Source organism: Achromobacter sp. HZ34 (assembly GCF_002209485.1).
GTDB lineage: Bacteria > Pseudomonadota > Gammaproteobacteria > Burkholderiales > Burkholderiaceae_B > Bordetella_C.
In genome coordinates this window covers 47,344-67,432 of the sequence record NZ_NJIX01000004.1, presented here as the reverse complement: position 1 = coordinate 67,432, position 20,089 = coordinate 47,344, and the positions used below count along the sequence as shown (strand labels likewise).

16 protein-coding genes and 1 riboswitch are annotated in these 20,089 nt (G+C 64.0%); of the genes, 12 read left to right on the top strand and 4 right to left on the bottom strand.

Going from position 1 to position 20,089, the window contains the following annotated elements; genetic code table 11:
* The first annotated feature begins 796 nt into the window (after positions 1 to 796).
* A complete protein-coding gene (gene mnmE, locus CEY05_RS16875) occupies positions 797 to 2,182 on the top strand; it encodes a tRNA uridine-5-carboxymethylaminomethyl(34) synthesis GTPase MnmE (protein WP_088596678.1) in 1,386 nt (461 codons plus the stop codon).
* A 259-nt stretch (positions 2,183 to 2,441) separates the two neighbouring features.
* Entirely contained in the window at positions 2,442 to 3,608 is a 1,167-nt protein-coding gene (locus tag CEY05_RS16870; protein ID WP_088596677.1) for a YhcG family protein, read from the top strand.
* Here the strand turns inward: CEY05_RS16870 and CEY05_RS16865 are convergent.
* Entirely contained in the window at positions 3,581 to 4,831 is a 1,251-nt protein-coding gene (locus tag CEY05_RS16865; RefSeq protein WP_088596676.1) for a serine hydrolase, read from the bottom strand. The two genes, CEY05_RS16870 and CEY05_RS16865, sit on opposite strands and share 28 nt — an antisense overlap.
* A gap of 377 nt (positions 4,832 to 5,208) precedes the next feature.
* Positions 5,209 to 5,331: riboswitch (glycine riboswitch) on the top strand.
* A gap of 135 nt (positions 5,332 to 5,466) precedes the next feature.
* Here CEY05_RS16865 and CEY05_RS16860 point away from each other — a divergent pair.
* The 5 genes from CEY05_RS16860 to CEY05_RS16840 all read left to right on the top strand — a co-directional run bounded on the left by CEY05_RS16860 (position 5,467) and on the right by CEY05_RS16840 (position 9,936).
* Positions 5,467 to 6,351, top strand: a complete 885-nt coding sequence (locus CEY05_RS16860) for a glutamate/aspartate ABC transporter substrate-binding protein (protein ID WP_369825967.1) — start codon at positions 5,467 to 5,469, stop codon at positions 6,349 to 6,351.
* Positions 6,352 to 6,425: 74 nt separating this feature from the next.
* Complete coding sequence (locus CEY05_RS16855) at positions 6,426 to 7,160, top strand: amino acid ABC transporter permease (RefSeq protein WP_088596674.1); 735 nt, start codon at positions 6,426 to 6,428, stop codon at positions 7,158 to 7,160.
* Between the two features lie 49 nt (positions 7,161 to 7,209).
* Entirely contained in the window at positions 7,210 to 7,890 is a 681-nt protein-coding gene (locus CEY05_RS16850) for an ABC transporter permease subunit (protein WP_088596673.1), read from the top strand.
* Between the two features lie 136 nt (positions 7,891 to 8,026).
* Positions 8,027 to 8,761: an amino acid ABC transporter ATP-binding protein gene (locus CEY05_RS16845; RefSeq protein ID WP_088597617.1), complete on the top strand. Its 735-nt coding sequence runs from the start codon at positions 8,027 to 8,029 to the stop codon at positions 8,759 to 8,761.
* A gap of 11 nt (positions 8,762 to 8,772) precedes the next feature.
* Positions 8,773 to 9,936 carry a DSD1 family PLP-dependent enzyme gene (locus tag CEY05_RS16840; protein WP_088596672.1) on the top strand — a complete coding sequence of 388 codons (1,164 nt, stop codon included), beginning with the start codon at positions 8,773 to 8,775 and terminating at the stop codon, positions 9,934 to 9,936.
* A 69-nt stretch (positions 9,937 to 10,005) separates the two neighbouring features.
* Here the strand turns inward: CEY05_RS16840 and CEY05_RS16835 are convergent, their stop codons facing one another.
* The 3 genes from CEY05_RS16835 to CEY05_RS16825 form a co-directional block, all read right to left on the bottom strand.
* Positions 10,006 to 11,019, bottom strand: coding sequence for a zinc-binding alcohol dehydrogenase family protein (locus tag CEY05_RS16835; RefSeq protein WP_088596671.1), 1,014 nt, complete (start codon positions 11,017 to 11,019; stop codon positions 10,006 to 10,008).
* 132 nt (positions 11,020 to 11,151) lie between these two features.
* Positions 11,152 to 11,838 carry a YoaK family protein gene (locus tag CEY05_RS16830; protein ID WP_088596670.1) on the bottom strand — a complete coding sequence of 229 codons (687 nt, stop codon included), beginning with the start codon at positions 11,836 to 11,838 and terminating at the stop codon, positions 11,152 to 11,154.
* Positions 11,839 to 11,891: 53 nt separating this feature from the next.
* Positions 11,892 to 12,467, bottom strand: coding sequence for an NADPH-dependent FMN reductase (locus tag CEY05_RS16825; RefSeq protein WP_088596669.1), 576 nt, complete (start codon positions 12,465 to 12,467; stop codon positions 11,892 to 11,894).
* Positions 12,468 to 12,814: 347 nt separating this feature from the next.
* Here CEY05_RS16825 and CEY05_RS16820 point away from each other — a divergent pair, with 347 nt between their 5' ends.
* The 5 genes from CEY05_RS16820 to CEY05_RS16800 all read left to right on the top strand — a co-directional run bounded on the left by CEY05_RS16820 (position 12,815) and on the right by CEY05_RS16800 (position 20,083).
* Positions 12,815 to 14,206: a GumC family protein gene (locus CEY05_RS16820; protein WP_143220480.1), complete on the top strand. Its 1,392-nt coding sequence runs from the start codon at positions 12,815 to 12,817 to the stop codon at positions 14,204 to 14,206.
* Positions 14,207 to 14,370: 164 nt separating this feature from the next.
* Positions 14,371 to 15,366, top strand: coding sequence for a CpsD/CapB family tyrosine-protein kinase (locus tag CEY05_RS16815; protein WP_088596667.1), 996 nt, complete (start codon positions 14,371 to 14,373; stop codon positions 15,364 to 15,366).
* 9 nt (positions 15,367 to 15,375) lie between these two features.
* The gene (locus CEY05_RS16810; RefSeq protein WP_088596666.1) at positions 15,376 to 16,785 is read left to right on the top strand and encodes an O-antigen ligase; all 1,410 of its coding nucleotides are present in this window, start codon (positions 15,376 to 15,378) and stop codon (positions 16,783 to 16,785) included.
* A complete protein-coding gene (locus CEY05_RS16805; protein WP_198952811.1) occupies positions 16,782 to 19,151 on the top strand; it encodes a capsular biosynthesis protein in 2,370 nt (789 codons plus the stop codon). The genes CEY05_RS16810 and CEY05_RS16805 overlap by 4 nt, the downstream gene beginning before the upstream one ends.
* Complete coding sequence (locus CEY05_RS16800; protein WP_088596665.1) at positions 19,148 to 20,083, top strand: glycosyltransferase family 2 protein; 936 nt, start codon at positions 19,148 to 19,150, stop codon at positions 20,081 to 20,083. The genes CEY05_RS16805 and CEY05_RS16800 overlap by 4 nt, the downstream gene beginning before the upstream one ends.
* Positions 20,084 to 20,089: the final 6 nt, after the last annotated feature.

Here is a 20,089-nt window from a genome sequence, read left to right as displayed (position 1 = left end):
GGGATCCGGTGTGAGACTTAGCTGGTGAACCTGAAGCTCGCGGCGCTGAAGCGATAAGGCTTTTGGCCCGGCTTCGGCTGTCTACGCCGCAACATACGGAGGAAATGGGGGCGGCGCAACCCGTCACATTCCCTTATTGCTTCTTGCAGCCGTTTTTAATTCCCATACGTCCCCATTAGCTTATGCCTCCTTCATCACGGAAGACTGAACTTCCGTGGAATGCGGCAGCCAACGTTTAATCAGTGCAAACCCTTGGTCAAGGGGGCTGCTCTTGCGCGGAACATCGCGCCAGGACGAGGGTACCAAGAAAAACCGCACGTGCAGGCATGTGTGTCCATGGCTCGCAAGCGGGCCGCGACATCCATTTCCCTGGGCGGGGCGGCCCCACAATGCTCTATATGGATCGAATCGAATGAAAACGGAAGCCAGCAGCCCCGCCCAGGGCATCCCCATGCCCCCGCGAATCGCAGCGGCCCTTCAGTCCGCGGACACGCTCATGCGGGGGGTGGACGCAATGCGGGAGCGTGTCGATGCGCTCCTGGAGGCAGAGCGGGAGGCACCGCGAATCAGTGGACTCGCGGTCGGCCAGATATGCCCGGGATCGCCGCGCGCGACCACGGATTACCCGCGGTCATTTCTGGAAAGGCTCCAGAGCGCTGTCATGAGCCCGTTTCGAGCCGGCACCGGAACGCCTACGCCAGCCAGGCTGCGCCCTGACGGTGCGGGCGAACCGCAATAATCTTGCGCAGCCGTTATATTCCCCTATTGCGCACCGCGGTCCCATCCTGAACGTCACATGTCCCCATCAGCTCATGCCCCTATCGCCGCCATCGCCACTGCTCCCGGGCGGGGAGGCGTGGGCATCGTTCGCGTCTCCGGACGGGAGCTGGGCGGCTTTGTGCGCGCCCTGTTCCAGCGCGACCTGACGCCACGCCATGCGCACCTGCTGGCGTTCAGGGATGTAACGGGCGAAATGCTGAACGAAGTCCTGGACGAAGGGCTGGCCTTGTTCTTCCCCGCGCCGCATTCCTATACGGGCGAGGACGTGCTGGAATTGCAGGGGCATGGCGGACCGGCGGTATTGCGGCGCGTGCTGGATCTTTGCCTGCGCGTGGGTGCCGACCTGGGCATGCGCCTGGCCGAGCCCGGCGAGTTCACGCAGCGGGCGTTCTTGAACGATCGCATGGACCTGGCCCAGGCCGAGGCCGTGGCCGACCTGATCGAGGCCACCTCCGAAGCCGCGGCGCGCGGTGCGATGGCATCGCTATCCGGTGTGTTCTCGGAGCGCGTGACGGCGCTGGCGGACCGCATCGTGCACTTGCGCATGCTGGTGGAAGCGACGCTGGATTTCCCTGAAGAGGAAATCGACTTCCTGGAGAAGTACCAGGCGCGGCCGCTGCTGCAAGGCTTGCGCGACGACCTCGACGCCATCATCGCGCAGACGCGCCAGGGCGTGATCCTGCGCGAAGGCTTGCATGTCGTGCTGGCGGGCCGGCCCAACGTCGGCAAGTCCAGCTTGCTCAATGCCCTGGCAGGCGACGACGTCGCCATCGTCACGCCCATCGCCGGCACCACGCGGGACAAGGTGGTGCAGGAGATCCATATCGACGGCGTGCCGCTGCATGTGGTGGACACCGCGGGCTTGCGCGAGACGGACGATCCCGTGGAAAAGATAGGCATCAGCCGCACGTGGCAGGAAATCGGCAAGGCGGATGTGATCCTGCACCTGGTGGACGCCGGTGCGCCCGACGAAACGCTGGATGCCGGCATCGCGGAGAAACTGCCGCGCGGCGTGCCGGTGGTCAAGGTGATCAACAAGATCGATCTTGAAATGGCGGGCGACCCGACCACGGGCGTGGTACCTGGCGAAACTGCCTTGCGCATCTCCGCCAAGACCGGCGTCGGGCTGGACATCCTGCGCAAGGCGTTGCTGGACATCGCGGGTTGGACGCCTGGCGGCGAATCCCCGTGGCTAGCGCGCGAGCGTCACTTGCGCGCCCTGCGGGACGCCTCCGACCATCTGCAACTGGCCGCCCAGCACGCCGAACTGGACGACCGCGTCCTCGACCTCTTCGCCGAAGAACTGCGCCTGGCGCACGACAGCCTGGGCAGCATCACCGGCCGCTTCACCAGCGACGACCTGCTGGGCGAAATCTTCTCCAGTTTCTGCATCGGAAAGTGATCGGATTCGTAGGCTTTCGGTAGTGATCCGAAAAGGTTCCGCGCGGGCCATGGAACCAATAACACACCCGTTTCCACACAAACGATCACTCCGAAACTCCTTACGCTAGTGGCTGCGCCCGCTTCGGGATTACGACCACATAGGACAATCCGCAAGCCGTTCTGGTACGGCATCCAGATGCGCACCAGACTTGGGGGAAAGAAATAGGTGCAGGCTGATGCTCGCCGCCTAGGGTGATGTCGAAATCGAACCCGAAAAGATGCCGATAACACGTAAACCCACGCTCAGGCGGCAGGCCGATGCCCTGTTGATTGAACTGCGCAGCCTGATCGAATCTGCCCGCCAGCATGTCGCGCTGACCGCCAATGCTACGCAGACTATGCTGTACTGGCATATCGGGCGACGCGTCCAGCGCGAAGTGCTGAAGAACAATCGTGCGGAATACGGAGAGCAGATTGTGTCGACGCTGTCGACACAATTGGTGGCCGAGTATGGAAAGGCATTCGGCGCGCGTAGCGTGCGCCGAATGGTGCAATTCGCTGAAGTGTTCCCGGACGAAAAAATCGTCACTGAGCTCTCGCGAGAAGTAAGTTGGAGCCACTTCATTGAAATTCTGCCGCTCAAACAGCCGTTGGAACGTGAGTTCTACGCCGAATTGTGCCGCGTCGAGCGCTGGAGCGTGCGAACCCTGCGCGAGCGCATAAGCAGCCAACTATATGTGCGTACAGCAATTGCAAAAAAGCCCGAAACCACGGTGAATGCCGAGATCAGCCACTTACGTGCTGGTGGACAAATGACGGCTGACCTGGTGTTCCGCGATCCTTACATGCTCGACTTCCTGGGCTTGCCACATGATTACAGCGAGCGTGATCTGGAAGACGCCATCTTGCGTGAGATGGAAAGGTTCCTGCTGGAATTGGGCGTAGGCTTCACCTTCGTGGCGAGACAGAAGCGCATAAGCGTCGGCGCGGATGACTTCTATCTTGACTTGCTGTTCTACCATCGCCACTTGAAGCGGTTGGTGGCGATAGAGTTGAAGCTGGAAAAGTTTCAGCCTGCCCACAAGGGTCAGATGGAGCTCTACCTGCGTTGGCTGGACAAGCACGAGCGCGCGGCTGGCGAGGATCCGCCCATCGGCCTGATCCTTTGCGCCGCTCGTGATTCCGAGCAGGTCGAACTCCTGGACTTGGGGGCCGTCAATATTCGCGTGGCCGAATATCTGGCCCACATCCCTGATGTAAAGATTCTGCAGAAGCAGTTGCACCGCGCTGTGGAAATCGCACGACGGCGCGCGGCGTCGGCCGCTTCGTCGCCTTCTTCCGTGGTTTCCAGTACCGAGCGCCTCAGGATCCGAACCAGATCAGGGCAGAAAAAAACCCGAAGCTGCCGGCAATACTCTCAGCGACTTCCTTCAAGTCCGGTATAGACCGCGTCGCGCAAGTCGACGACGAACTGGCCTTGCATGCCTTCGTAGAGGGTATTTGTCAGCGCGACGACGGTCAGGCGTTGCGCTGGATCGACGAACCAGGAATGGCCGTAGGCGCCGCCCCAGCGCCAGGTGCCGACGGACTCGGGGGTGGGCCAAAGTCGGCGGTCGCGCAGGATGGAATAGCCTAGGCCAAAGCCCCAGCCGGGGCCATCGGGGATTTCGTAACCGGCAATGTGGTCGCGCGACATCTCCTTCAGCAAGGCGGGAGGAAGCAGGCCACCACCCTCCTGGCGCAAGGTTTCCAGCAGGCGCAGGACATCGCCGGCAGTGCTGGCCATGCCGGCTCCGCCCGAAGGGTAGGCTTGCTGATCGAAGATGCGGGATGGACTGAAGATGATGCCAGCCGTGTTCTCGACACTGGCGACCACTTCGCCTTCATCCAGGCGATGCGGCTGCATGCGTACATCGTCCACGGGAAGGCCGTTGTGCGAAGACGAGGCCGCCGCCGGGGAAGAACCGTTCACATACGGGGTGGCTACCCGGTTACGGTCGTGGGCAACGAAGCCGGTGCCCGTCATGCCCAAGGATCCGGACACCAGATCACGGACGGCGACGTCCAAGGTCGTCCCGTGCACACGTTCGATCAGTGCGCCGAGAACATCCGTGGCGAGGGAATAGGCCCAACCTTTGCCCGGTTCGTATTGCAAGGGCACGCTGGCGATACGGCGCAGATTTTCTTCAAGGCTGATGCCGGCTGCGTCCATACCGTCCGATACGGCGGCACGCGCGTAAGCGCCCTGGGCTGCCCAGTCCGCTGGTCCGTCCACCGAATCGTCTACAGGCTCGCGAAAGCGGTAGCCCAACCCCGCAGTATGGCTAAGTAGTTGCCGCGCCGTGATGCGGGCTACGCCGCCGTCAGGCAAATGCGGCCGAAAGTAGGGCAGCCAACGCGCAATGTCCTCGTCGAGATCCAGCCGCCCCTGGGCCACCAGCACCAGTGCCGCGGTAGACACGATGGGCTTGCTCACGGATGCCAGCCGGAAGATCGCGTCCTCGGTCATTGCGCGGCCGCTCTCCCTATCCGCCAGGCCAGCCGCCTGACGGTGCACCTCCACGCCATCACGCGCGACAAGGACGACGGCACCAACCAATCGGTGATCATCGATCGCTCGTTGCACGGCGGACGCGACGGGCTCCAAGAGGGCGGACGAACCGGGCATGGCTATTCCTCGAAATCAGATAGTGAGTCTGCGCACAATAGACCGCCTGCCAATAAAGAAAAAGGCAAGCTCGCTTCCTCGCTACTACCTTGTCCGCAATATGCAGGACCATCGTGCTCTCCTGGCCCCCGCTTGGTGCAAACCCTGCACCACCACGGCGCGCGTTGAGGCCTGCAACGCCCCAGCGCGCAGCAAACACCCTTCGACAAGCAAGTCTGTCCCCCTGATCGATCGATCACAGCGACGTGCCCCCTCGCTGTCCCCACAACTTGGCATGATCATTGCTTTCAGTCTTCTTGCGTGCAGGAAAGAAGGCTTGAACGCCTCGCCAACGGTGCAACCCCATAATCACTCAGGCAAAAATGACTGCACGGCATCTATGCCGATCTGGAGAGAGGCTGCGCGTCACACACTTGCGACGACGCAGTCCACCGAAGGGGAAAGCACGCAGCGACAAGCCGCGCGCGAAACTCTCAGGTAAACAGGACAGCGGGGCGGCTTTGGTAACGACGCGGCGGCAGCCGTGGTTGACGCCGTCGCCGCGCCGCGCATGCCGCAGCGTGCCGGAGGAGTCTTCGCCACGAACGCCAACGCACCCTAATTACATCTACGGGGAACGTGGCATGAAATTTCTGATGACGATGGGCAGCCTGGCAGTCGCACTGGCAGTGGGCGGTACAGCGCACGCGGAAGAACTGACCGGTACGCTGAAGAAGATCAAGGACACTGGCGTCATCACGCTGGGCGCGCGCGACTCGTCGCCGCCTTTCAGCTACAGCGTGGAAAACGGCAAGTACACCGGCTACTCCTACGAGATCATGCTGAAGGTGGCCGACAAGATCAAAGCCCAACTGAAGATGCCGAACCTGCAGGAACGCATCGTGCCGTTCACGGCGCAAAACCGCATTCCGATGATCGTCAACGGCTCCATCGACCTGGAATGCACGTCGACCACCAACAACCTGGAACGCCAGCAGCAGGTGTCCTTCTCGACGTCCATTTTCGTCATCGGCACGCGTCTGCTCACCGGTAATGGATCCGGCATCAAGGACTTCGCCGACCTGAAGGGCAAGAACGTCGCCACCACGGCCGGCACGACGTCCGAACGTCTGCTGACCAAGATGAACGATGAACAGAAAATGGGCTTCAACGTATTGGCCGCGCGCGAAAACAGCCAGGCCTTCCTGTCCGTCGAAGGCGGCCGTGCCGTCGCCTACATGATGGACGATGCCATTCTCTACGGTGAACGCGCCAAGGCGAAGGACCCCTCCAAGTGGACCGTGGTCGGCACCCCGGCATCCCACGAATCCTATGGCTGCATGATGAAGAAAGACGACTCCCAACTGAAGCAGCTGGTCGACAGCACCATCATCGAAATGATGAAGTCCGGCGAAATGCAGAAGCTGTATGAGAAGTGGTTCGTGCAACCCATCCCGCCCCGCAACGTCGCGCTCAACTTCCCGCTGTCCGATGACATGAAGGCGTTGTACGCGAATCCGAACGACAAGGCCCTGCAGTAACAGGGGGCCGCCGCGTTGCGGCCGGCCCCCGCCAGGGCCGGCCGCAGCGCCTCACTTGTCGCTTTGGAGTACGCATGGGATATCACTGGAATTGGTCTGTCTTCCTGCAACCCGCGGGAGGCGGGCAGACCTACTTCGACTGGCTGCTGGCCGGGCTCGGCACTACCGTGCTGATGGGAACGCTCGCCTGGATCATCGCCTTCCTGCTGGGTTCGGTGCTGGGCGTGATGCGCACCTTGCCGCAACGCGGCCTGCAAAGACTTGCCGCGATCTACGTCAACGTAATGCGCAACGTGCCGCTGATCGTGCAGCTGTTCCTTTGGTATTACCTCGCGCCCAAGCTGCTGCCCGAGTCCGTGCGCACCTGGCTTTTTTCACTACCGCCAGCCGGCACGGCGTTCGTCACCGCCACCATCGGACTGGGCTTCTTCACCGCGGCGCGGGTATGCGAACAGGTGCGGGCCGGCATCGAATCGTTGCCGCCCGGCTTGCGCAATGCATCGCTGGCCGTGGGCTTCACCCTGCCGCAGGCCTATCGCCACGTGCTGCTGCCGGTGTCCTATCGCCTGATCATCCCGCCCATGACCTCGGAGATCCTGAGCATCTTCAAGAACTCGTCGATCGCCTCGACGGTGGGCGTCATCGAACTGTATGCGCGCTCGCGCCAGCTCAACGACTACACGGCGCAGGCCTACGAATCCTTCCTGGCGGTGGTGGCCTGCTATCTGTTGATCAACGCCGCGGTGATGCTGCTCATGGGCCTGCTGGAACGCCGCACCCGCCTGTTCGGCTACATGGGCGCGCGCTGAAGTGCGCTGAAGCGCCTTCAACCGTAACGAAGCAAGGGAGACTTCAACGATGCTGGGTCTGGACTTCACCTTCATCACCCCGGAGACCTGGGGAATGCTGTGGCACGGCATGCTGGTGACCCTCAAGGTCACCGCCACGGCGCTGCTGGTCGGCATGGTGTGGGGCACGCTGTTGGCGTTGATGCGGCTGTCCAGCTGGCGTCCCGTGGCGCTGTTCGCGCGCGGCTACGTCAACCTGTTCCGCTCGATACCGCTGCCCATGGTCTTGCTGGGCTTCTACCTGATCGTCCCGCAGATGCTGCAGGCGCTGTTCTGGCAGGCGGCCACCTGGGACACGCGCATGATGTCGGCCCTGGTCGGCTTCTCGCTGTTCGAATCCGCCTACTACGCGGAGATCATGCGGGCCGGCATCCAGAGCGTGCCGCGCGGCCAGCATGCGGCGGCCAGCGCGCTGGGCATGCAACCCATGCAGGCCATGCGGCTGGTGGTCTTGCCGCAGGCCTTGCGCAACATGCTGCCGCTGCTGCTGACCCAGCTCATCGTGCTGTTCCAGGACACATCCCTGGTCTACGTCATTTCGCTGGCCGACTTCTTCACCAGCGCGGAAAACATCGGCGAGCGCGACGGCCGCATCGAAGAAATGATGATCGTCGCGGGCGTGTCGTACTTCGTGATCTGTTACGCCGCCTCGCTGGGCGTGCGTTACCTGTCGCGCAAACGCGCCGCTTGACGGCGCCAGGAGACCGCACATGGATGAACTGCTTGTACGCACACCGACTGGCCTGGCGGGCGCCGCCGCGCTTGCCCCGAACGATACACAAGGACTGCCCGGGCAGTCCGCATTACCTGAATCAGAGAGCAGCAAGATGATCGATATTTATCGCGTTTCCAAATGGTATGGCGACTTCCAGGTGCTGACGGATTGCAGCACCTCCGTCAAGAAGGGCGAAGTGGTGGTGGTGTGCGGTCCGTCCGGATCGGGCAAGTCCACGCTGATCAAGACCGTCAACGCGCTGGAGCCTTTCCAGGCCGGCAAGATCCGCGTCGATGGCACATCGGTAGGCGCCCACGGCACGGATCTGCCCAAGCTGCGTTCGCGCGTAGGCATGGTCTTCCAGAACTTCGAACTGTTCCCGCACCTGACCATACGCAAGAACCTGACGCTGGCCCAGGTCAAGGTGCTCAAGCGCAAGCCCGCCGAGGCCGAGCAGCGCGGCATGGCCTATCTGGACCGTGTAGGACTGACCGCTCACGCGGACAAGTACCCGGGCCAGTTGTCCGGTGGCCAACAGCAGCGTGTGGCGATTGCGCGCGCGTTGTCCATGGATCCGATCTGCATGCTGTTCGATGAACCGACTTCGGCGCTGGATCCGGAAATGGTCAACGAAGTGCTGGACGTCATGGTGGGCCTGGCCAAGGAAGGCATGACCATGATGTGCGTCACGCACGAAATGGGCTTCGCGCGCAAAGTGGCCGATCGCGTCATCTTCATGGACAAGGGCAACATCGTCGAGGATTGTCCCAAGGAAGAATTTTTCGGCAAGCCGCAGGAGCGGTCCGAACGCACCCAGCAGTTCCTCTCCAAGATCCTGCAGCACTGAACTTACGCATCATGCATCTTTCCGCTCTGGACGCCGCGCCTTATTTCGATCGCCCTTCGGCGCCGGCCGAACCCGGCATGCCGGTAACTGCCATCGATACACCGGCCCTGCTGCTCGACCTGGCGGCAATGGAACACAATATCGCGCTGGTACACGCCGGCGTACACGACTCGGGCCTGGCGCTGCGTCCGCATGCCAAGGCGCATAAATGCGTGGAACTGGCGTTGCGACAGATGCAGGCCGGCGCGGCCGGCATCTGTTGCCAGAAGGTGAGCGAGGCGGAAATCTTCGTGCGTGGGGGTGTGCCGGACGTCCTGATCACCAACCAGATCGTCGGCGCGGAAAAATGCCACCGTGTGGCCCAGCTGGCCATGGAGGCACGCATCGCCGTATGCGTCGATCATCCCGACCACGTGCGTGACATCGCCGAGGCAGCGCGTGCGCAACGTGTGAATGTCGATGTGCTGATCGAAGTCGACATCGGCCAGGGCCGCTGCGGCATCGCCAACGCCGGCCAGGCGCTGAGCCTGGCACGCGCCATCGGCGCGCAAGGCGACTGCCTGAGCCTGCGCGGACTGCATGCGTTCAGCGGCCGCGCGCAGCACTTGCGCCAGCCGCGAGAACGCGAACAGGACGTGGCGCAGGCCAGCGTGCTGCTGAATGAAATCCTCGGCGCGCTGCGTGCGGCGGGCCACGCCTGCGCGACCGTCACGGGCGGCGGTACCGGCACGTATGCACTGGAAGGACGGTCCGGCATCTATACCGAAGTGCAGCCGGGATCCTATGTGCTGATGGACGCGGACTATGCGGCCAACGTACCGGCCCCGCAACAGCAGCCGCTGCGGCAGGCCCTGCTGGGCCTGTGCACGGTGATCAGCGCGCGCAATGGCCGCGCGGTACTGGATGGCGGCTTGAAGACCTTCGCCGTGGATCGCGGCCTGCCGCGCGTGCTGCGTGACGGCTGGCAAGTCACCGCCATCTCGGACGAACACATTGTGCTGCAAGCCGACACCGAGGCCGCGGCGCGCGCGGCGCCGCTGGCCGTGGGCGACCGCGTGCTGCTGCAGCCGGGCCATTGCGATCCCACCGTCAATCTGCACGACTGGCTGGTGGCGATTCGCGACGAGGTCGTTGAAGACGTCTGGCCGATCGACGCACGCGGCGCGCTGCGTTGAGGCACAAGCCGTCGCCGCGTGGCGTTTAGTGGGTCGCTTAATGCGTTCCGCCAAGCGCTGCGCAGCTTCTCAGAACCCTTCCAGCACGACCTTCCCGCGCATGCCGCCCTGTTCCACCAACGCATGCGCGCGCTTCAGGTTCGCGGCGTTGATGCCGGCGATCTTCTCGGTGAGGGTCGAATCCACCAGGCCGTCGTCGACCAGCCTGGCCACGCGGCGCAGGATGTCATGCTGGCGCGCCAGCGTCGACGTCTTGAACAGCGAACGCGTGTACATCAGCTCCCAATGCACCGACACCGACTTGGTCTTGAAGGGCACGATGTCCAGCGTCTTGGGATCGTCGATCAAGGCCAGTTGGCCTTCGGGACGCAGCACCTCGACGATCTGCGCGACATAGGAATCCGTGTGATTCAGGCCGATGACATGGCTGACGTCATCCATGCCCAGCGCCTTGAGTTGCGGCGCCCACGGCTGGCTGTGATCGATGACGTGATGCGCGCCTTGCGCCTGCACCCATTCCCGCGTGGCGGGACGCGAGGCGGTGCCGATCACCGTCAGTCCGGTCAGCGCCCGTGCCAACTGCAGCAGGATGGACCCGACGCCGCCGGCGGCGCCGATCACCAGCAGGCGATTGTCCTGGGCCGGATCAGCATGCTGCACCTGCAGGCGGTCGAACAACAGCTCCCAGGCGGTCAGCGTGGTCAGGGGCAGTGCCGCAGCCTCGGCGAAGTCCAGGCTGACCGGCATCGGGCCGACGATGCGTTCGTCGACAGCATGCAGCTCCTGGTTGCTGCCAGGGCGATCGATGGCGCCGGCGTACCAGACGCGATCGCCCACTTTGAAGCGGCTGGCCTTGGCGCCCACCGCGCGCACCACCCCGGCGGCATCCCAGCCGAGTATGCGCGGCTGGCCTTCCGGCGGCGTGGACTTGGCGCGCACCTTGACGTCCACCGGATTGACCGAGACGGCCTTCACTTCGACCAGCAGGTCGTGATCGCCGGGAACGGGCGTGGGCAGGTCCAGGTCGACCAGGGCGTCGGCCTGGGTGATGGGGGAGGGCTTGTAGAAACCGATGGCTTTCATGAGGGGCTCCGAAGGCGTTTGATCCAGGCCTCATGATGCGCCCACGGCGGGCGCGCGAAAAGCCTGCCCGGCGGTTAGCACTTATCTCATCGCGGTGAAAATGGAACGGCGTGCCAGTGGACGGCTCACGCCTCAGGCAACCGCCGGCACCTCGCGATGCAGGCACACCGCAAGCAGGGCCGTCAACGGCGGCAGCGCGAAACACCAGAGTCCCACGACCACGTAGAGCAGGGCGGCGATACCGCAACCCAGCGCGAAGGAAATCAGCACCGGCGCCATGCGCCCCACGCGCCCCCGGGCGGCCGCGCGTTCAGTGTCCGGCAAGGTGCGCATCAAGTCGGCTATGTCCAGCATCACCTGCGTGGTGGTGCCCGTCATCAACGTGGAGGGCGGCTCGCTGGTCAGGTGCACGCGATGCGCGGCGTTCTGGATGGCCATCGCGGCAACGAGCACCATGCCGGTGAGAATGGCGCGTCCGGTGTCCGCATCGTCGAACGGCCCCCAGGCGATCGCCATGGCGCCCCCTGTCGCCAGCAACAGGGCCTTGAGCGACAGCAGCACGCGCATGACGGGCGCGTCGCGCCGAGCCAGCCCGACGCCGAGCAAACGGATGGCGATGACCATCACGCAGAACACGGGCAAGGCCAGCAATTTACTGATGGCGCCGGTACTACCGTGCACCAGGGCAGCGCCCAGCGTCACGAAGTTGCCCGTGACGTGGGCGGTGAACAGCCCCTTGAGCGCCAGAAAACCGGCGGTATCGACGTAACCACCGTTGAATCCCAACAGACGCGCGACGCGTGCCGAAGAAGTTGCCATATGCGTTTTACCAAGTCGTCTGTCGGGTCGTGGCCTCAGGCTGCGGGCGGCACTCAGGCCGAACGCAGGGGCTTGAGCGCGTTGGTGTAGCGCAGCAGTTCGTCCAGGGCAGCCTTGGCCGAGTCGGTATGCATCTCGGTGGGCTTGAACTTGCCGTTTTCGTCCAGGGTCGAGGGGAAGTTTTGCACCATGACCTGTTCGTTCAGCGGCACGATCTTCAGCGTGGTCAGCAAGGTCTTGAGTTCCTGCACGGCACGCAGGCCGCCCGAGGCGAAGCCGTAGCTGACGAAGCTGGCGGGCTTGTAGTTCCATTCCTTGACCAGGTACTGCAGCGCATTCAGCAGCGACGGCGGCGCGTTGAAGTTGTACTCCGGCGTGACGAAGACATAGGCATCGGCGCTGTCCACGCTGGCGGCCCACTTGCGGGTGTGCTCGTGCGTGTACTTCTGCATGCGGGGATGGTTGGGCTCGTCGAAGACCGGCAGCTTGAACTCGGCCAGGTCGACCAGCTGGACGTCGAATTGGCCATGGGCCTGGGCGGCTTCGGCGAACCACTGGGCGAAAGCGGGACCGACACGGCCCGGGCGGGTGCTGGCGATGATGACGTTGAGGCGAGGTTTGGCGGACATTCTGGGATCCTGGAAAGGGGAATGGGAAGACGGCGGACGCATGATGCGATGCCGCATTCTAAGAGTTCCCAATTCCTAAATAAACACCCAGATTTGACATTCATTGTTATCAGAACTGCAACTATCCTCTGGCATGATTGCCGAAACACGTGCCGCGGTGCTATCCCGGGGTGTAATAGGTTTCCATGGGCTCTTACCATTTACACACCAAGCCGTTTGTGCGCTGCCGCGACAATCAAGGACTTTTCAAGCGTTTTCCCACTTAAATCATGGTTTTACGTATCCCGCGCCCAAGAGTCTCCAGTAGAATCGGCGATTACAATTCGCTACCTGGCTAAGGTCTGCCGTTGAGCCCGTCCTCTGAATACAGTCTGCTGTCCTTGAATCAAGTGCGGGCCATGCTGGCGGCGCGAGCCAAGCTGATCGCGCGGGTTGTCGTCGCCACGCTGATCCTGACGGTCCTGCTGGTCCTGATCCTGCCCCGGATCTGGACGGCGACTTCCGATGTCTATATCGACTATCGGGAGAATGACCCCATCACCGGGCGGTCGTTCTCCGCGTCGCTGGACGACAGCTATATGCAGACCCAGATCGACATGATCCAGAGCCAGGCCGTCGCGGATCACATGATCAAGACGCTGGCGCTGCTCTCCGGAGCCGACGCCCGCAGCGGCTCGCAGGCACGCAATGACCTGGTGGCGTACATCAGCCGCAACCTGGAAGTCACCAAGCAGCAGAACAGCCGCGTGCTGACGGTGTCGTTTTCCGCGGACACGCCGCAGAAGGCGCGCGAGTACGCAAATGCCATCGTCAATTCCTATATCGCCGTCAGCCAGAACATCTCGTCGGCTTCCGCGCGGGCACGCAGCGAACAATACACCGCGCAGTTGGAGCAGCTGCGTGGCGAAATCGACGCCATCCAGGATAAGCTGACCCATTATCAGCAGGAAACCGGCATCGTCGACACGCAGCAGGGCGGCGACATCGATTCGCGCCGCCTCAACGACATGACTACCGCCATGCTGGCCCTGAACAGCCAGCTGGAAGAGGCGCGCGCCCGCAATGAGGTGACTGCCAACCTGCTGAAAAGCGGCGTGCGGCCGGAAGACCTGCCGCAAGCGGGCCAGGTGGCCGCCATCAACGACCTGCGCAATGGCCTGACCGTGGTGGATCACCAGCTGGGCCAGTTACGCGGATCACTGGGACCCAATCACCCGAGCGTAACGGGCTTGATGGCGCAGCGCGGGCAGATGCAGGCGGAGATCGCGCGGCAGGCCAAGGCCGCGATCGAGGCGCAACGCACTGATCTTGAACGTCTGCAGGCGCAGAAAGACGCCTTGCAGCGCGATACCGACGCGCAGCGCGCCAAGGTGCTCGATTTGATGGCCAAGCGTGATCGCATCGCCGCCTACCAACGTCAGTTCGCCGGGGTCGAACAGGTCTACCAGACCGCCTTGCAGAAATACGACAGCATCCTGATGGCCAGCAATATCTCGCTGCCCAACCTGGCCGTGCTGCGGGCAGCCGAAGTGCCCACGTCGCCCTCACGCCCGCGGGTGAATCGCAGCCTGGCCCTGGGTCTGCTGGTCGGACTCTTCGCGGGTCTGGCGCTGGCGATGCTGTTGGAGTTGAGCCAGCGCCGTATACGCTGCCCGGACGATTTGTTGCGTAACACCAGACTGCCCGTGATCGGCCGTATCGGCCGCCGCAACGAGGCGCTCGCCACCGCCAAGCTATGAGCGATTCCGCCCTGCGTCCTCTGTTCGACCGTCTCAATCGAGCCCACGGCCCGACCGGTGAAGCCTACGTTGCCGATCCGTCGCTGCCAGATACCGCTGCGCCAGTCCACGCCGCTGACGCGCCTCCGCCCCTCCGGACGGCCCCTGCATCCGCCGCCGCGCCCATGCCTGAAGATGTGCATGTGACGGCGCCCGCGATAGCATCGGTGCCGGCTGCCGCCGCGGCAACGCCGCCAGCGGCCCCCGTTGAAAAAATGGGCGAACGCTTTTTCCGCCTGGGCTTGTTGACCGAGGAACAGGTGCAGCACGTCGTGCAGCTGCAGAAGACCGACGGCCTGCGCTTCGGGCAGGCGGCAGTCAAGCTGGGCTTTGTTTCCGAGGAACTGGTGCAGTCGGTGCTGGCCGAGCAGTACCACTACGATTACGCGCCGGCGCGCCAACAGACCTCCGACATTCCGCTGGCGATCGCATCGGCGCCGTTCAGCCAGGAGGCCGAGGCCATCCGCCAGGTGCGCGCGGAAGTTTCCATACGCCTGGAAGGGCAGCCGCGCATCGCCGTCGCGGTGGTGAGTCCCGATGACTCCGAAGGCCGTGCCTATCTTGCCGCCAGCCTGGCCATCGCGTTCGCGCAGACCGGCCGCAGCACCTTGCTGGTCAACGCCAATCTGCGCGCCAGCGGCCAGCGCGACATGCTGGGCACCAGCACCAACGCCGCGGGCCTGTCCACCGTCCTCGCCGGCCGCGCCGCCACCGGTGCCGCGCGCCCGGTGCCGGGCTTCCCCAAGCTGGCGGTGCTGGATGCGGGACCGCAGCCGCCCAATCCCGCCGAGTTGCTGCGCGAACCGGCCCTGGACAAGGTGCTGACGGCCTTTGCCGACAGCTACGAAATTTTCATCGTCAATACGCCCGCTGCCAGTCATTCGTCGGACGCGCAAAGTATCGCGCGCCAGGTCGACGCCTGCCTGTTGATCGCGCGCAAGGACGTGACCAATCTGGCCGATCTCGAACGTACCGCCGCCTTGCTGGAAACAGCCGGCGTACGCATTCTGGGCACGGTCTACAACGAATACGATCCGGATGCCAACGCGCGTGCCAGTCGTGGCCTGCGGGGCCTGCTGACCCGTGCGCGCGCGCTGTTGCCCACGCGCAGACACCGCTAGAAATCCATCATGGCCTTGTCTACACCCCGCATCCAGCCTGCCATGGGCGGTGAGCAAAGCCGCGGCGACCGCTGGGCGGTATGGCTGTTGATCGGCCTGAGCCTGCTGTTCGCTATCGTGCCCGATACCTTGTCCATGAACAATCTGGGCCCCGAGGCGACGCACACGATCGCGCAGGGTTCGATGTTGCGCCAGATCGAATACGGCGGCCTGTTCCTGGCTGCCGGCATACTGGTCCTGCGCCACGCGCGGACCGCCATGCTGAACCTGCGCCAGTGCAACTTCTTCCTGCTCGGTTTGATGCTCTATTGCCTGGCCAGCGCCACGTGGTCGCCGTTCCCCGATATCACGCTCAAGCGCACGATCATATTCGCCGGCCTGATCCTTATCGGACTGGCCATCGCCCCGCCTTTCAGCACGCCGCGCCAGTTCCTGCGCGTCGTCATGGGAACGTATACGCTGATCTGCATCGTCTCCTTCTTCGTCGTCCTGCTATTCCCCAGCGTAGGGATAGATAATTTCCTGGGCGGCGCATGGCGCGGCATTACCTGGCAGAAGAACATGCTGGGCTCCATCGCCGGCTTCGCCGCCATGTTGTGGCTGCGTGAATGGCTGATGGAACCGCGACAACGCCGCTGGAGCACCCTGGGCATACTGTTCAGCGCCTTCATGCTGGTGATGTCCCGGAGTGCCACCGCGGTACTGGTCACGGCCCTGGGCACGGGTCTTTATCTGTTCACGCGCAGGCGCTGGCTGGGCGGACGCCACAGCGGACAGATCATCCTGTTCGGTGGCATCATCGTCGTCCTCTACGGGTTGTTGATCTTCTATGTTTCCCAAGGCCGTATGCCCGAAGGTTCGGACGTCGTCGGCCTGGTAACGTCGCTTTTCAACAAAAGCAGCGACTTGACCGGCCGCGGCCAGATCTGGGACCTGGTCGAAATCGCCATCCGCAAGCATCCCGTATGGGGTATCGGCTACAGCGCGTTCTGGGTGGGCGAGGGCGGACCTGCCCAATACATCGCCAATCGCATGGGCTGGATGCCGGCGCACGCGCACAATGGCTTTCTGGACATACTCAACGACATGGGCCAGGTCGGCATGGGCCTGTTCCTGGCCTGCCTGACATGGCATTGCATCAGCCTGTTCCGCCTGTTCCGCGTGGATCGCGAAGATGCCGCCATGCATCTGGGCATCTGCCTGACCATCATGATCAGCAACTTCTCGGAGAGCCAGATCCTGCGCGATACCTCTTTCCAGAACATCATGTTCATCTGTTCATCGCTCGCGATCAGCGGACGCCTGGCGGCACACCGAGCAGCACAACGCTCAGCACCCCAACAGCATGAGCAGGCCGAAGGCGGCCCGCGGCCGTCGGCCACCGGGCTGGCCATGCGCCGCCAAGGGCACGGGGTATGAAGCGCCGCCGCGGCGCTGCCGCGCTGCACCTGGCAGCAGCGGCTGTTCTGTTGTGCACGACCTTCACGAGCGCGAGGGCGGCCAGGGCCCAGGACTACTTTCAATTCGAGATCGACCCCGCCGCCATGACGGGTGCGGTCGACGCCTCGGCGCTCAATCAACCGCTGGACGCCAGCTCACGTATCGTCGCGCACGACGGCCACTTCTATCGGATCGGCGCCGATGGCCGACCAGGTACGGGCGACGACCAGCGCGCGCGGCTGTTCGGTGTGAACCTGACCTTCGGCGCCAACTTCCCGGACGACATCGAGGCCAAACGTCTGGCGCGGCAGTTACGCAAATTGGGCTTCAATGCCGTGCGCTTGCATCACCTCGATTCATTGCCCTCGGATTATCCGGACTCTCCCATCAGCATCCTGACGACAGGGCCCTTTCCCACGTTCAGTCCCAGTGCCGTGGCGCGCCTGCGCGGCTTGATCGCGGCCTTGTCCGAAGAGGGCATCTACGTCAACCTGAACCTTCACGTGGGCTACCGCTTCCGCCCCCGCGTGGATGGCCTGCCGGCGCTGGACGGCGGCGAGCAAACGCCATCGCTGACAGCGCCCATCCATATTTACGATCCCCGCCTGATCGACAGGCAGGAAGCGTACGCACGACAGTTGATCCAGGCCCTGGGCTTGAAGGGCAATCCTGCCCTGGCCATGGTGGAAATCAACAACGAATCTTCCTTGCTGGCGGCATGGCTGGGCAAGGAATGGCAGGCCGCCATTCCGTCGGCCTACGCACCGGCGTTGCAGGCGCAATGGCGTGCCTGGCTGTTGCAGCGCTATGGCACGCTGGACAAGGCTTGCGCCGCCTGGTCCGGTTGCGGCAGCGGTGACGCGGATCAACTGCCCACGCCCGGCCAGCAACAGGCTTATGAAAACGGCCTGGCGCAACTACGCTCGGGCATCGCCCGCCGGGTCAATGCCTGGTTCGGCGACGATAAAAAGCCGGCCGATCTACGTGAACGCGACTTTCTCCGATTCCTCGCCGCCACCGATCGCGCCTATTTCGACCGGCTGCGGCGCGTCGTGCATGAAAGCACCGACGACCTGGTGCCCGTGACCGGAACCCAGATGGCTTTCGGCGGCCTGCTGAACTTCGATTCGCAGCCGTCGATGGACTATATCGACGAGCATTTTTACATCGCTCATCCCGACATGCGCGGCGGCGCGGATGACTGGCGCATCCCCGATCTCAGCGCCAGCGGCAACGAGTTCCAGCGCGTACTGGCCTTGTCCCTGCGGCGCGATCGCACGCGCCCCTTCGTGGTCAGCGAGTTCAACCAGCCGTTTCCCAATCCACGCGGCGCGGAGATACTGCCGCTGATGAGCGCCGTCGGCGCGCAGCAGGATTGGGACGGCCTGTTCTATTTCGAATACAGCGACGCGCAACGTGCTCCGCAAGCGCCATCGCGGTTCGCGCTAAGCGGCGATTGGGGCCGCATGGCGCTGGCCGGCCAAAGTGCGCGTATCTTCCGCGCAGCCTTGCTGGCGCCCCTGGCTCGCCACATCGACATCCCTGTCGGTCCCGAGCAACGCCTTGCGCTGGGCGCGGATCGCCGCTTCGACGCCATCTCCGCCGGCCTGGCGGACGGTCTCGGCGTGCAGCCTCAGCTGGCATACCTGGGGCAGGTAGCGCTGACGCTTGCGGCCACGCCGTCGACCCAGGCGCCGGCATTACCCGCCTTGCCCGATCGCACAGCGACGTCCTACGTCACCGCGGATGGCGTACTGCGGCAGGATGTGGCAGCCGGACGTATCACCCTGGACGCACCCGGACTGTGGGGCGTGTTTGGAGCCATAGGCAAGGCACGCATCGCCGGCACCGCGGCATGGATGGAATTCCGGGGGGACGCCTCGGGCGCGGCCGACGCGAGCACCACCGCCCCTGATGCGGCCAGCGTGCTGCTGACGGCGCTCGACGGCAAGCCGCTGGCGCAGTCACGCCATTTGCTGCTGAGCCTGGGCAATGAGACCGCCGGCACTCAGCCCGGCTCCATGCCCCAGCGGCCCAAGCAACTGATCCCCTATCGTGGCGATGCAAGCTGGCTCACGCTGGAACCCGACGCAGGCTCGAAAGGACCGTCCGGCAATCTCGCCACCCGGGCTCCGGCCTGGCTGCGCCGCGTGCCCGCCGTCCTGGGCTTGCCCCCCCGCGCCGGCGGGCTGACAGTCTATCCCCTGGACGGTACGGGCAAACGCCGCGCGCCGTTGTCGTCGACGGACGCCAGCAATGGTCCGGACGGCGCCCGGGTGCGCGTACAGTTCGCCGGCACGGACGCCACGCCCTGGTACGAACTGGTCTACGAAGGTGCGCCATGAGCGGTGACACGGCAGGCGACATCAGCGTTTGCATCGCCACCTACCGGCGCCAGCCGCTGCTGGACGCGCTGCTGGGCGATCTGGCGCGCCAGGCAATGATCCCGCGCCAGATCGTCGTGGTGGACAATGACCCCGCAGCCAGCGCGCGCACGGTCGTCGAAAGCCACCGCGCGGCGCTGCAGGCGCGCGCCATCGATCTCGTCTACGCCGTGCAGCCTGAAAAGAACATTTCATTGACGCGCAATATGACGGTGCAACTGGCGCGCTGCGCCTGGCTGGCCTTCATCGACGACGACGAACGAGCGCCGCCGCAATGGCTGGCCTTGCTGCATGCCAGCGCCCAGACGCATCGCGCCGACGGCGTTCAAGCGCCGGTGGTGCCAGAGTTTCCTGCGCATACGCCCGCTTGGGTGCGGCGTGGCGGCTTCTATGACTGGGCTCGCTTCCGTACTGGCGAGGTCGTGCCCCGTAACGCATTGCGCTTCGGCAACATCATGTTGGCGAGTAACTGGCTGCGCCGCCAGCAGCAGGTTTTCGATCCCGCTTATGGCCTGACGGGCGGCGAAGACGGTGATCTTCTCATGCGTCTGGCCGGGCAGGGTGCGCGCCTGGTGTGGTGCGACGAAGCCCACGTCACGGAGCCCCTGGCCGACAGCCGCATGTGTGCATCATGGATCCTCAATCGCGCCCTGCGCGGTGGCCAGGATTTCGCCATTCACTACCGCGCGGGCAAGTTGAACAACCGCCCCGGCATCGCGCGCACGGTCCTGTTCTACGGCCGCGCGCTGACGCAGATGCTGGCAGCCGGCCTGCTCGCCCTGCTGCTGTGGCCGCTGGGCCGCCATCACGCGGTGCGCTGGCTGGCGCGCGCCTATGCCAACTACGGCAAGCTGTCCATCCTCTGGGGTGGGCGCTACCGCGAATACGCCTGACACCAT